This window comes from Novosphingobium sp. HNCC26BN242, assembly GCF_057180525.1.
The window spans coordinates 563,197-577,577 of sequence record NZ_JBXUGM010000003.1 but is presented as its reverse complement, the minus strand read 5'-3'; the positions used below and the strand labels follow the sequence as shown (position 1 = coordinate 577,577).

The 14,381-nt window shown below is 61.3% G+C and carries 8 protein-coding genes and 1 tRNA gene; 8 read left to right on the top strand and 1 reads right to left on the bottom strand.

Annotated elements, in window-relative coordinates:
- Nucleotides 1-2: 2 nt before the first annotated feature.
- Nucleotides 3-1,253, bottom strand: a complete 1,251-nt coding sequence (locus tag AC2A1F_RS14760) for a hypothetical protein (protein ID WP_484209513.1) — start codon at nt 1,251-1,253, stop codon at nt 3-5.
- A gap of 146 nt (nt 1,254-1,399) precedes the next feature.
- On the opposite strand from AC2A1F_RS14760, the gene recJ reads away from it, so the two are divergent.
- From recJ to AC2A1F_RS14720, 8 genes are all read left to right on the top strand, one after another.
- Nucleotides 1,400-3,223 carry a single-stranded-DNA-specific exonuclease RecJ gene (gene recJ, locus AC2A1F_RS14755; RefSeq protein ID WP_484209512.1) on the top strand — a complete coding sequence of 608 codons (1,824 nt, stop codon included), beginning with the start codon at nt 1,400-1,402 and terminating at the stop codon, nt 3,221-3,223.
- A gap of 80 nt (nt 3,224-3,303) precedes the next feature.
- Nucleotides 3,304-3,378 (top strand) — tRNA-Glu (locus AC2A1F_RS14750).
- Between the two features lie 744 nt (nt 3,379-4,122).
- On the top strand, nt 4,123-5,046 hold the full coding sequence (locus AC2A1F_RS14745) for an alpha/beta hydrolase (protein WP_484209609.1): 924 nt from the start codon (nt 4,123-4,125) through the stop codon (nt 5,044-5,046).
- 267 nt (nt 5,047-5,313) lie between these two features.
- Complete coding sequence (locus AC2A1F_RS14740) at nt 5,314-6,285, top strand: hypothetical protein (RefSeq protein ID WP_484209511.1); 972 nt, start codon at nt 5,314-5,316, stop codon at nt 6,283-6,285.
- A 35-nt stretch (nt 6,286-6,320) separates the two neighbouring features.
- Nucleotides 6,321-6,788 (top strand): hypothetical protein, encoded by a 468-nt coding sequence (locus AC2A1F_RS14735; protein WP_484209510.1) that lies wholly within the window; start codon nt 6,321-6,323, stop codon nt 6,786-6,788.
- Nucleotides 6,789-6,859: 71 nt separating this feature from the next.
- Nucleotides 6,860-7,921 (top strand): hypothetical protein, encoded by a 1,062-nt coding sequence (locus AC2A1F_RS14730; protein WP_484209509.1) that lies wholly within the window; start codon nt 6,860-6,862, stop codon nt 7,919-7,921.
- A 49-nt stretch (nt 7,922-7,970) separates the two neighbouring features.
- Nucleotides 7,971-13,046 carry a hypothetical protein gene (locus AC2A1F_RS14725; RefSeq protein ID WP_484209508.1) on the top strand — a complete coding sequence of 1,692 codons (5,076 nt, stop codon included), beginning with the start codon at nt 7,971-7,973 and terminating at the stop codon, nt 13,044-13,046.
- 19 nt (nt 13,047-13,065) lie between these two features.
- A complete protein-coding gene (locus tag AC2A1F_RS14720) occupies nt 13,066-14,247 on the top strand; it encodes a hypothetical protein (protein WP_484209507.1) in 1,182 nt (393 codons plus the stop codon).
- Nucleotides 14,248-14,381 lie beyond the last annotated feature (134 nt).

Sequence of the window (14,381 nt, the reverse complement as noted above, 5' to 3'; positions counted from 1 at the left end):
GATCAGCACCCATCATCACGGCCATCTGGTACCCCGAGCGCGCCTGCCATGGCTCCACCGAGAAGCCCACCAAACCCTTTCTTTTTCTTAGGCTTGCATTCGGTATTTGCCTGTTCACCTGAAGTTTGCGGACCTGCCCCCATCCCTTCCATGCCAACCAGAAATCCGGTGGTGGAACGATGGCGAATTCGCGCGGTCCATTCGGGCACCCATCTGATCTTTGGATCAGCTGGCCGCGGCGGATAGGCAAAGGATTCCTCAGGCCCATAGGCATGCAAGGTGCCGTACATGAAATCAGGCGCTGCAGCCTTGACCTCGGCAGGGACTGTGCAGGTTTTGGTCTGTGGCGAAAGGACAGTCTTGTCCGCCACCAGTCTGGCAACAGTGGCAGGGGCCATCCAATCACCAAGTCCACCGCCAAACTGGCGGCTGGCGCTGGACGACCACCAGATCATATCGGACATTTCGCCCCCCTTCCCGGCCTGCTTCCCACCGATGATCATGGCATAATAACCAGTCGCATCAGGCACTGCCTCCCAGCGCAGCAGCGTGGATCCACTGGCCTGCTGTGTGTTCGAAGCATTGAGTGGACCCATGAAATCCTTGGCAAGGGTAAATGCTATTTCGGGTGAATAATTCCCCGCGACGCGATGGGCACCGATCAGCACGGAATCGGGTTTTGCAGACTTTCCGTCCTCTCCTGGCCAGTACCCATAGGTTTTTGATGCTGAGGGAGAGACCATGCGGTCCAGCGGCACTGAGGACGTGAAAAGGCCTGGCGGCACCTGCCCTGCGGCGAGCTTGCTGAAATCGATCACGACAGGCTGGCCCTTGGGCGCGCGTTCACCACAGCCCCAGAAGATCAGCATGCGGCCTTTAGGGCGCTGAAAATCCTTCTCGCCCGGTTCGGGCGGACCGGACTTGCCCGGCCCAGATGTCCGCAGCAGCACCGATTTTCCAAGCTTTGCGCCCGCGGGCATGAAGTGTTCGGCCTTTGGCTTGCCATCAACTGCGGCACGGCTGGAACCGAGATCGAGCCACAGCATATGCTGGGCTTTTGGCGCACCGCCAAAGGCCATGGCCATGGCCGCACCCATTCCTCCGCTTGCTGCCATTCCGCCAATCCCCGACACCGTTTCTGCACGCATTTCATAACGCGCGATCGGGGCGCTGGCCTGCTGCGCACCAACGCCGACACCAAATCCCGTCAGGACAAGACCACTCACTGCCAATTGAACCGAGAACTTGCGCATGTCGCCATCCTCCTCACCAGCACAGAACAAGCGTTGCCCTGTACAGAACGATGAAACCTTATGACCGGGTGACAAGTCCTTGAGCGTGCGCAATCGCACTGCAGCCTGCCCTTTTCGTGCGCCCTGCTATGCTATAGCGCAACGCCATGATTCCAGTAACGGCGATTACAAATTCCCTTTCCGGCCAAGCGTGGCGCTGGCGCGGCGGCAACATGGACCTTGGCCCCAATGACGGCGGCGGCAGCGGCAATCTGCGCGGCGAAAATCCCGGTGACGACATCGTGACGCAGCTGCTCCTGTCTCGCGGCGTCAGCGCTGATGATCTTGAACGGCACCGCCGCCCGACCCTGCGTGATTTCCTGCCTGATCCGTCAATTTTCCGAGATATGGAAGTGGCCGCCCGCAGGCTGTCTGAAGCCGTGGAACGGGCCGAACGCATTACGATCTACGGCGATTACGATGTTGACGGGGCCACGAGCGCGGCTCTGCTCATACGGCTTTTGCGCGAGCTTGGGTTACCTGCCGGGCATTACATCCCCGACCGCCTGCTCGAAGGCTATGGCCCTTCGGGAGAGGCGCTGGTGCGGCTGGCACGGGATGGTTCGCAATTGATCGTGACCGTGGACTGCGGGGCGATGGCGCACGAAGCGCTGGCGATGGCTGCCGCCGAGGGTGTGGATGTGATCGTGGTGGACCACCACAAATGTGCATCCGAGCTTCCACAGACCGCTGCGCTGGTCAATCCCAACCGGCTGGACGAATGCGACGAGGCCGCAGCGCACAGGCATCTGGCAGCGGTCGGCGTGGCCTTCCTGCTGGCTGTGGCAATCGTGCGCGAATTGCGATCACGCGGCTGGTTTGAGCGGAACCGACGGCAACCGCCTGATCTGATGGCGCTGCTCGATCTGGTTGCGCTGGGCACGGTGGCCGATGTTGCGCAGCTTAAAGGGCTGAATCGCGCGCTGGTCAGCCAAGGGCTCAAAATCATGGCGCGGCGGGAAAATGTGGGGCTGTCCGCACTCATTGATGCAAGCAGGCTGAGCCGGGCGCCGACCTGCAGCGATCTGGGCTTCGCCCTGGGACCCCGAATCAACGCCGGTGGCCGGGTCGGCGAAGCCACGCTGGGCGTCCGCTTGCTAACCACCGAAGATCCCGACGAAGCGCGGGAAATTGCCACACAACTCTCGCGCCTCAATGAAGAGCGCCGCGCGATCGAGCAGGAAGTGCAGGAGGCCGCGGAAGCCCAGATCGCAGCCCAGCACAACCGTGCCGTGGTGGTGGTTGCCGGGCGTGGCTGGCATCCGGGCGTGATCGGCATCGTTGCGGGGCGAATCAAGGAAAAGACCGGCAAGCCAACGCTAGTCATTGCGCTCGATGCAGAGGAAGATGGCCCTGACCATGTTAGCAAGGGCAAAGGTTCTGGCCGTTCAATTGCCGGGGTCGATCTTGGCGCCGCAATCATTGCAGCGCGCGCGGCAGGCCTACTGGTGGCAGGCGGCGGGCATGCCATGGCCTGCGGGCTGACCATTGAGCCCGAACGTGTGAACGCACTGGCAGACTGGCTGGACGAACGTCTGGCCCGCGACGTGGTGAGCGCGCGGGCATCGCAGGCGCTGCTGCTGGACCTTTCGCTCAGCCCCGGCGGGTTAACGCCATCGCTGATCGAAACGCTTGAGGCGGCAGGGCCGTTCGGCGTCGGCTGGCCGGGACCACGCGTGGCGGTAGGGCCGGTGCGGCTGATCAAGTGCGATATCGTGGGCAACGATCATGTCCGCATGGTGGCAGCGGGCGCAGACGGGCGGTCGTTCAAGGCCATCGCATTTCGCGCTGCGCAAAGCGAACTGGGGCAAACGCTGCTTCACGCAACGCGCGGGCGGCAACTTTGGCTGGCAGGGCGCGCAAAGATCGATGATTGGGGCAGCCGTCCCGCCGCCGAACTGCATGTGGAAGACGCTGCATTTGCCGATTGAGAACTTTCTGCAATTCGCCGCTTGACGCCCCGCAATAGTCCCCTTAGAGGCGCGGACCTGCCCAGCGGCGCAAGCCCAGTGGCCCCTTCGTCTAGCGGTTAGGACGCGGCCCTTTCACGGCTGAAACACGGGTTCGATTCCCGTAGGGGTCACCAACTTTGCAGGCTTGGACATTATTGCCGAGCCGGAAAGTTGAGTGAAGTCCGTTAGCGCCAAGCGCACGGCAGCACTCCCAAACAACAGCGTAGTCAGCACTATCGGGTTGCGCCCGTTAACCCGTGCACATGTCCTGACAGAACCGGCATTAGAGCACTTTCCGACCAATCTGGATCATCGTGATTGCGGGTGGAAGCCCGCTGGCACGGCGCGGTGCGTGGCAGGGGTGGGTTGCCCCTGCAAGCATCGCAACGCTGTCCAGCGGGCTTCCACCCGCAACCGGTGCGCGGCGGGCCGAATTGGGTCCAGAGCAGCATTGCTCGTCAGTCACAATGCAACCGCATTGCTCCTTCCTCGCGCCTCGCCCTGAACCCAATTCGGCTCCGTCACGGTGACCCAGATTGGTCGGAAAGTGCTCTAAGGTTGCTACGCGTGACAGCGCCAAGTGCCTTAGCTTTGAGAATAGCATTTTTTTCGTAAGCTTATTGAACAGTTTGAGCGGGTTTCATCAAGCAATCCCACACATGTAGAATCACACCTGAACCTTCACACGGTAGTTTTCCCACGAAGGCAGAAGGCAGACGCACGCGGACAAGATGCAGGCGCTTGCACTGATTTTCTGATAGCGCTATCAATTGGCGTATTGATGATTGGGGCCAACCGGACTCCGACGCACGAAAATCAGGAGAGACGTGATGAAGCAGACGTGTCAGCCAGCGTCCAAACGCATGATGCGGGGTTGGATGAGGATCATGGCGACCGCTGCTGCATTGGCAATGATCCCAGACGCTTCGCTGCGGGCTCAGGACGATACGATGACGCCCATTGCGATCCCTGCACAGCCTGATGCAATTGTGCTGGGCACCGGGCCTCTGCCGGGGGCCGTGAACCAGGAGGCATGGCATTCGCAATATGGCAGCCGATTTGCGCGCAACGTCACAGTAGCAACTCTCACCCCTTTCTTTCCCGATCCCGCCAAGGCCACTGGCACTGCGGTGATCGTCGCGCCGGGAGGGGGCTTCCGCACCCTGTCGATGGAAAACGAGGGGTTTGATGTTGCCAAGGCGCTGGCAGCAAAGGGTGTGACGGCCTTTGTACTGAAGTACCGGCTGAACCAGACCCCTGCCGCCATGCCCGCGTTCGAGCAATCGATGCGCGAGATGTTTTCGGCAACGGCCCGTGCGCAGCAACCGCCTGTGCAAACCGCGCAAGAGCGCATGGCCGCCCTCGCCCCGCAACTTGCCGATTCGCGCGCAGCGTTCGATCTTGTTCGAAAGCGCGCCACCGAATGGCGCATCAATCCAGACCGCATTGGCATGGTGGGATTTTCAGCTGGGGCGATGTTGACATTGGCCACGGAACTCACTGAAAAATCGGCCAATCCTGCCTTCATCGGCCTTGTCTACGGCCCGCTGTTCCCGGTGGAGGTTCAGGCGGATGCCTCGCCCATGTTCGTTGCACTGGCAGCCGATGATCCCTTCTTTGCCGGCGGAGGTTTCGGCCTGATCGAAAGCTGGCAAAAGGCCAAACGCCCGGTGGAGTTTCATCTTTACGAACAAGGCGGCCATGGATTCGGCATGTATCCGAAGACCACGACCAGCACGGGCTGGTTCGACGCCTTTACCCACTGGATGGAAATGCACGGCTGGCTCAAGGTCGCCCGCTGAGCGGTGCGACTAAGCCTGATTTACATCCGATATGGACCTTTTGTGCAAAAAACTTAGTATGCCACAGAATCAACAGGATAGCCGTTCGGGTTGAAGCGAGGGTTCCACTACTGACACCATGGTCAACATACTGCATTCAAAACGAATTCATCGAAAAGCGGGTATGCGAGGGCTAAGCATTCGTTAACCACCAGATGGCCGAATACTAAGGAGTTTCGCTAAGCAGTTTATCTGTTGGTAACCATCGGGGCCATAGTTCCCCGGGCCATGACAACAGTCCGCAAACGCATCGCCCTCGCCTCCTTAGCTGCCACTACGGCGCTTGGCGCTCATCACGCCCATGCTGCCGGTGTCAGTGCCGGGACACTAATTCAGAACACCGCTTCGGCCAGTTATGGCACTGGCGGGGCAACCACCACGGTCAATTCTAACACCGTGTCGATCCGCGTGGACGAACTGCTGGACGTGGCCGTAAGCTCGCTTGATGCAGGGGCCGTACCCCTCGCCGACAGCGCCGTCCTGACTTACCGGCTCGACAATACCGGCAACGGCGCCGAAGCGTTTTCAATCAACGTCACGCCCACTGTCAGCGGCAATGGGTTTGATGCCACGATCCAGACCATCGCCATCGACAGCAACAACAACGGCACGTACGAGCCGGGCGTTGACACCGTGCTCACGAATGGCGCGGCCACGCCGGAACTGGCTGCTGATGGCAACACCCGCATCTTCGTGGTCGTCTCGCAGCCTTCGGGCACCACAGATGGCCTTGCCGGGCAAGTGCGCGTCACAGCACAGGCGCTGACCGGTGCCGGCACGCCGGGCACCAGCTTTGCCGGGCTTGGCCAGGGCGGCGGCGATGCCGTGGTCGGCGCGACGACCGCCAATGCCAATGCGCTCGGTTCGCTGATTGCCAGTTCGGCCAGCGTGGCGCTGGTCAAGTCGTTCACCATCGTCGATCCGTTCGGCGGGTCCAAGCCGGTGCCGGGCGCCGTCGTCACCTTCACTATTGCCGCCACTGCCAGCGGCACGGGTTCAGTCAACGATCTGCACATCATCGACGCCATTCCTGCCGGAACAACCTACGTCGCCAACTCGATCGCGCTTGGTGGTACGGCGCTGACCGATGCCGCAGACGGTGATGTCGGCATTGCTTCTGCATCGGGCATCGATGTCACTGTCGGCGCGCTGGCTGGCGGGGCCAGCGGCACGGTCACGTTCCAGACAACGATCAACTGATCCTTCGTCAGACACTTGAAAAACGGGAACAGGATATGATCAGGCTCATCTCAGCACTCTTCGCGCTCACGCTGGCCACCGCGCCGGCACTGGCGCAACAGCAGCCCAGCGTCGTCCTTGAAGGCGGTGTGAAGCTGCAAAAAACGGTGGAGGCCAACGGCCGCACGCAGATCGTGCTGGAAGACCCCAAAGTGGTCGTCCCCGGCGACAAGCTGCTGTTTTCCACCAAATATGCCAACAAGGGCAGCCAGCCTGTAGACAACTTCATCGTGACCAACCCGGTGCCTCAGGCCGTGCGCGTGGCCGATGACAGTGCTGCCAAGCTGCAGGTCTCAGTCGATGGTGGCAAGGGCTATGGCCTGCTGTCAGCGCTGACCGTCAAGGATGCCAGCGGCGCACCCCGCGCAGCACGGGCAGAAGACATTACCCACATTCGCTGGACTGTGCCTGCCATCGCTCCGGGGGGGAGCGGCACGGTCGAGTATCACGCCATCGTTCGCTGAATAGGCTGCGAAACACCGCCTGGCCTGCTGGCGGCACGCAAAGCAGGTAACTTCGGACAGGGATCGTAATCATGAAATGCACCAGCAAAATGCTGGGCGCTACCAGTGCGCTTGCACTGTTTGCGTTCGGCGCGACATCGGCGCACGCGGCAGGGACAGCCGCAGGCGACACCATTACCAACACTGCCACAGTCAGCTTTCAGGTTGGCGGTATCTCTCAGAATACCCAAACCGCCAGCGATACGCTGACCGTTGACCGCAAGATCAACCTGACCGTTGCCGAAGTCGGCAATGCCACCACGGTGGTTACGCCTGGTTCGGTCTCGCAGGTGACGACCTTCACGGTGACCAACACCTCGAACGCTCCGCTCGACTTCGCTCTTGAAGGCCTGCAGCAGACCGGCGGCACAGCGGCCAATGGCGGCACCGACACGTTCAACGCCACCAACGTGCGCCTGTTCGTCGACAGCAACAACAGCGGATCTTTCGAAGAAGGCACCGATACTCTGGTGACCTTCCTCGATGAAGTGGCTGCAGATGCCACGCGCCGCGTGTTCGTGGTGTCCGACATTCCGCTCGGCCTTGCCAACGGCACAGTTGCCGGCGTCTCGCTGCGCGCCACGGCCCGTGAAGCCGGTCTTGCCAACACGCAAGGCGATGCCCTGACCCAGACCACCGGTGGCAACACTGCAAACATGGACACGGTGTTTGCTGATACGGTTGCAGGCCCTGACGATGGCGTCCGCGATGCGGCGCAATCGGCGCGTGACGACTATACCATCGCCACCGCAATGCTGACGGTTGTCAAGACCAGCCGCATAGTTTCGGACCCGGTGAACCTTACCGTCAATCCGAAGATGATCCCCGGCGCAGTCATCGAATACTGCATCGCGGTATCGAACGCAGCCGGAGCTTCGCCTGCATCCTCGATCGGCATCACCGACCCTCTGCCGACGACCGTAACGTACGAACCCTCGTTCGGCGTGAAGGTGGATGGCACGGTTTCGGGCGGCGTCTGCCTGGCCGATGGCGCCATTGCGGGCTCTGAATCAGCAGGCACGGTTACCGGAACGATCCCCAGTGTGGCTGGTGGCGCGACCCGGACCGTTCTTTTCCACGCTACGATCGACTGAAGCGCACGCCGGTCTTGCCCTTGTGGCAAGGCCGGCACGCCAGACAGCCATGTTTGCCTTTACTCCATCCTTCATCAAGCACTGGCTTTCAGGCCTGATCGCTGCGATGTTGCTGATGGTTTCCGCCGCAGCCGCTGCGCAGGGGACCATCACCAACACCGCGACTGCAAAATGGACCGATCGCGGCGAAACCGTGTCCGCCACGTCTAACACTGTTTCCTTCCGGGTTGATCCGGCTGTCGTAGCCTTGCAAACGCTGCGCTACCTTCCCGATGGTGCCAGCGCATTCTCGCTTGCCATGCCGACCTGCGGCCAGCGCAGTATGTCGACAACCGGATCGCAGACAGCGCTTTCGTTGAACGGCACACTCCTGCCTTCAAACAGCTTTCGCATTGGTGAGGTGCTCTATGTGCGCATTTCCGCGCCCTTGGCCAACCGCAGCGCTGATGCAATCGATCAGCTTCAGATCAAGACCACGACATCATCGGGTGACGAGGAACTGATCACCGTTGCTGAAACCGGTGCCAACACCGGGGAATTCATCGCGGTCATTGCAACCACCGGCATTCCGCCCAGCCCGACGCAGCGCGATTGCCGGTTGAGCGTGCATGCCGGGGATTCGATCACCATCGCAATCGCCGACAGCCGACTGCAACTCAATGCCCTGCCCGTAGGCAACGTGCAGGTCCTGGCAGATCCTTACGGCCTTGTGTTTGACAGCCGCGACGGCACGCCTATCGATGGCGTGACGATCACGCTGATCAACGTCGCAACCGGTCAGCCCGCTCAGGTTTTTGGCGACGACGGCATCACTGGATGGCCTTCAACCGTGGTGACCGGTCAGCCGGTGACCGATTCCGCAGGCATTGTGCACCCCATGCCGGTTGGCGAATACCGCTTCCCGCTGGCCGCGCTGGGCACCTATCGCCTGCGCGTGGAACCACCTGCGGGCTATACCGCGCCTTCGACCGTGCCGGTTGATGCGCTTCGCACGATCCGCCGCCCGGAAGGCAATCTGGTGGAGCTTAGCGACGCATCGTTTGGCGGCACTGTCACGCTGACATCGCCCACACCCGTGCGCGTAGACATTCCGGCGGATTCTCCAGTCATTTCGGCCAATCTGACCAAGACCGCTTCGCGCGAGAGCGTCAATCCCGGCGATCCGGTGATCTTCACCGTGCTGGCCAGCAATCCCGACCCCCGGCGCGCACTGATGGCGGTGACGCTGCAAGACACCCCTTCGCGGTGGCTACGCTTTGTGCCGAAATCGGTGCGCATTAATGGGCAGGACGCAGGCGCGGCCGCCAGCTTCACCTCCGACGGTCGCCAGCTGGCCATCACGCTTGGCCGCATTGCCCCCGGGCAGTCGGTCAAGGTCACTTATGCGATGACGGCGCGCCCCGATGCTCCGGCTGGCGATGTGGTCAACCTGGTGCAACTGACCGATAGCCGCGGGCAGAACATCACGGCGCAGGCCCGTGTGCGGATCGAGGATGAAATTCTCGCCAGCCGGATGACGCTGATCGGCCGGGTTACCGCAGGCGATTGCAGCGTGCGAGACGTGCGCATCGGCATTCCCGGTGTGCGCGTGATGCTTGAAGATGGCAGCTTTGCCATGACGGACGCCGAAGGCCGTTATCACTTTGAAGGCGTGGTGTCTGGAACCCACGTGGTTCAAGTCGCCGAACAGACCCTGCCCGCAGGTGGCCGCTTCATCGATTGCGTCAATTCCACCCGCAGCGCGGGCAGCGCCACATCGCGCTTCATCACGGGGCAAGGCGGAACGCTGGCCGTGGCCGATTTCAGTGCCGTGTTAAAGCAGGATATGAAGATTATTCCGCAAGTATCTGCTGAAAAGCCTAATTCTGCGGATAATCTCAAGCCAGAAGACAGCGAAAAGCCCGCTGCTGTACGCAAGGCTGAATCGGAGGACCGCAAGGCAGCCGGAGCCGATACCAACTGGCTTGCCCTGGGCGATGGCCCTACGGACTTCCTCTTCCCGCAAGCGGATCACAACCCGCGCTCGCCCACGATCCGCGTCGTCATCCGCCACCGCAAAGGTGAAAAGGTAGACCTCGCTATCAATGGCAAGCCGGTCGATCCCATCGCCTTTGACGGCGAGAGCGCCTCGCCCCAAGGCTTTGCCGTCAGCGTATGGCGCGGCGTTCCGCTCAATGGCGAAACATCCGTGCTCACGGCGGTTGTGCGTTCGGCCGATGGCCGGGAAACGGCCAAGCTGAAACGCGACGTCCACTTCGTGCAGGTTCCGGCGCGCGTAACTCTGGTGAAGGAAAAGTCGCGCCTGATTGCCGATGGCACGACCCGCCCGATGCTGGCGCTGCGCGTAACCGATCGCAATGGCCGCCCGGTCCATTCCGGGATCACCGGCGAATTCACGCTGAACCAGCCATATGAAAGCGCGCTGGCCATCGATGCCATGCAATCGCGCACGCTGTCCGGGCTGGATCGTGGCGCGCCAACCTTTGTGGTCAAGGGCGATGATGGCATTGCCTATGTCGAACTGGCCCCGACCATGGTCAGCGGCCCGTTGCGCGCCGAATTCCTGTTCAAGGACGAGATGATGACACGCCGCCAGCAACTGGAAAGCTGGATTGCGCCGGGGGATCAGAAGTGGACGCTGGTCGGTCTGGCCGAAGCAGCGGGCGGCAAAAGCTCTATCGCCAAGCAGATGCAGCGCGATGGCCGTTTTGACAGCGATCTTGGCGACAATGCGCGCGTCGCGTTCTATGCCAAGGGCCGCGTACTGGGCAAATTCCTGCTGACGGCAAGTTATGACAGTGCCAAGCAGCAGGACCAGCAGCGCCTGCTCGGCGCAATCGATCCGAACGCCTATTACACCGTTTTCGCCGATGGTTCGAGCCGCCGGTTCGATGCCGCCAGCCGCAACAAGCTCTATATCCGCATCGAAGCGCGCGCGTTCTATGCCATCTACGGCGATTTCGTGACCGCGTTCGACCAGACCGTGCTGGCGCGCTATCAGCGCACGGTCACCGGTGCTGCAGCAGAAGGCACATTCGGCGCAGTTCATGTGCAGGGCTTTGCGGCGCGCGTTGGCGATACCCACCGGCGGGACGAGATCCAGGGCGGCGGCATTTCCGGGCCTTATCGCCTGTCCAGCCGCCGCATCATCCCCAACAGCGAAATCGTCAATCTGCAGGTGCGTGACCGCTTCCGTTCGGAAGTCATCGTCGAAACCAAAACGCTCCAGCGCTTCATCGATTACGATATCGACCTGCTGACCGGCACGATCACCTTCCGTGCGCCTGTTCTAAGCCGCGACGAAAACCTCAATCCGCGCTTCATTATCGTGGATTACGAGGTTGAGCAGGCTGCCGGTGGCGAGATCAATGCGGGGCTACGCGCTGACGTGACCACACTGGGCGGCGCCGTGCGCATTGGTGCGACCGCGATCACCGATACTGGGGCGAACAACGGTGCGCGCGCAGACCTCGCAGCAGTGGACGTGCGCGCTGCGCTTGGTGTCGCAACCGAATTCCGCGCCGAAGCTGCGGTTAGCCGTCTTGCTGGAAACTACGACAACGCCTGGATTGCTGAGATTGAACATCACGATGGCGCAATTGATGCGCTGGCCTATGTCCGTTCGGCCGGGCGCAGCTTTGGCCTTGGCCAGTTGAACAACGCCGAACGCGGCCGCCGCAAGGTCGGCATCGATGGCCGGTATCGGCTGAACAAGGCCTTCTCTGTTACGGCCAGCGCATGGTTTGACGATAGCCTGACCGACGCTGCCCAGCGCAAAGCCGCCGAAGTGAACGGCGTGTGGCGCACGCGCGATACCGAAGCGCGCTTTGGCCTTGCCATGTTCGATGATCGGCTGGCTGATGGCAGCACAGCGCGCACCACTGCGCTGCAGGCCGGAGCCACGCGCCACCTCTTCGATAATAGGTTGGAAATCAACGGCGCTGCCAGCGTGGCATTGGGAGCCGCTGAAAGCATCGATCTGCCCTCGCGCTATCGCATTGGCGGTGCTTATGCCTTCACGCCCTCGATCAAGCTGCTCGGCACATATGAACGCGCAACTGGCAAGGCTGTGTCTGCCGATACGGTGCAGGCCGGCTTCGATATCGGGCCTTGGGATGGCGCACGCGCGCTGACCACACTTGGTCAGCAATCGCTCAGCGAATATGGCAAGCGCAGCTTTGCTGCCTTCGGCCTGACGCAGTCTTTGCCTGTCACCCCTTCGTTGACGATTGATGCAACGGTTGACCATTCGACCACGCTGGCGGGGATCAATGCCGCCAAGCTGATCAATATCGATCAGCCTGCATCGAGCGGCGGCAACCTTGGCGATACAGGCACAATTGCCGAGGATTTCACTGCCGTGACTCTCGGCGCAACCTGGCGGCGGGACCGCTGGAGCGTGACCGGGCGCGGTGAACTGCGCAATGGCCAGCTGACCGATCGCAGGGGCGTGGTGATTGGCGCAATCCGCCAGTTCGGTGAAGGCAGCATGGTGGGCGCAGGCTTCACAACGACCCACGCAACTGACGAAAACGGCCAGCGCAGCCGCATCTTGGATGCTGCCATATCGATGGCGCACCGCCCTGCCGACAGCGCCTTTGCGATGCTTTCGAAGCTGGAACTGCGCAGCGACGAGATCGAGAGCGGCACGGCAACAGCTAGCGGATCACGCACAGCATTGTTGGGCGGCACCGATGCCAAGTCCACGCGCATGATGGCCAGCACTTCGTTGAACTGGTCACCCCGCTCCGAAACCGCGCAGCGCAGCGAACTAGGAATCTTTGCAGCGGTGCGGCACACGTTCGATGCCTACGAAGGCTTTGATCTTGTTGGCACTTCGCTGATCGGAGGCATGGACGCACGGCTGGGCATCGGAGAATCGGTCGAGATTGGTTCAATTGTCACCGTGCGCCACAACCTGTCCGACGGTACCACGCGCTTCGCTATCGGCCCTCAGATTGGCGTTAGCTTGGTCAAGGATACCATGATTACAATCGGCTATAACCTCACTGGCTATCGTGACCCTGATTTCGTCGGTGCGCGCCAGACCGCCAAGGGCATTTTCGTGGCGATGCGGCTTAAGTTTGACAGCAACAGTCTTGCGTTCCTGGGCCTGCGCCAATGACAGGCTGCGGACAGCGTCGATGATCGCCGCCCTGCGCGGGACGATTGCGCCTGCATCAAAACTGTTGGCAATGCCGCTGCTGCTCGTTTGCGCCAGCGCGCAGGCCGCCAGTTGCAGCGGCGCAAACGAATACGCCTTTTCCTACTCGGCTCAACCGACAACGCAGCTCGCCTATGGTTCGACCTATACTTACACGGCCACGCGCGGCGCGGGGGGCACCGCAAGTTTCAGCTTGCGCCTGACCGCAGCCAATCTTTCCAGCACGACTGTCGGCGGCGAAACGATGCCGCGCATTACCACGCTGATGTCTGGCGGCACGGCGCGCCACCTTACGTTTGGCGGTACCTTTGCCGGACGCACTGCATCGATCACCGGCACCAGCCGCGTGATTGTCGCCACTTTCACGTTCGCCACCCCTGTCGTTTCATTCGCGCTGACAGCCGACGATATCGATTACGGCGTGAACCAATTCCGCGACTGGGTGGCAATCACTGGCGCCGATGGCTCAGCCACCTTTACCCCGGCGATGACGACTCCGTGGGGGAACAACAACTCTGGCACGAGCACGGCGACCAATTCCTCCATTGCCTTTGGCCCCCGCACAGCCGCTCCTGCGCTTTCATCATCCGCGCAAATGGCAGGGACCGGAGCATCGGACATTGGCACTGCAACTGGCCGTTTCATCGCCGAATTTGCCCAGCCTGTGACGACGGTGACCGTGCGCTATGGCAATTTTCCGGGTGAAAGCACCACCGGCCAGCAAGCCATGGGCATCAGCGGCGTTACCTTTTGCGAAATGCCCAGGGTCAATTTTGCAAAGACTTCGTCCCCAATCACTGGAACGTTCGGATCATACAACGTTCCGGGCAACGATGTGATCTATACCCTGACCGTAACAAACCCGACCGGCACAAGCCTTGATGCGGGATCGATCGTGCTGGCCGATGTGCTTCCGGCAAATGTGACTTTCCGCAACCTTGCATTTGATGGCACCACCAGCCTTCCTGTGAAGCTGTTGAACAGCGGCGGTCTCACCCTGTCTGCGCCTTCGCTCGCCTATCGGCAGAGCAGCGGCAACCAGTTCAACTATGTTCCTGCGACGGGGTACGATGCGCAAGTGGGCGCACTGCGGATTACGCCCGGTGGGGAACTTGCTGCCAACGCCAGCGCCGTGTTCCAATTTCGGGCGCAGGTGAAGTGAAGTGCCACGCGGGTTTATGCCTAACCTAATGTTAACGGCTCACACTTACCGTCTCCGCAATGCGACGGACGCTGGAGTATGCAAGTGATTAACCGCGTCAATCCCTTGCACAAGCCTTCCCAAGAGTCGGCCAG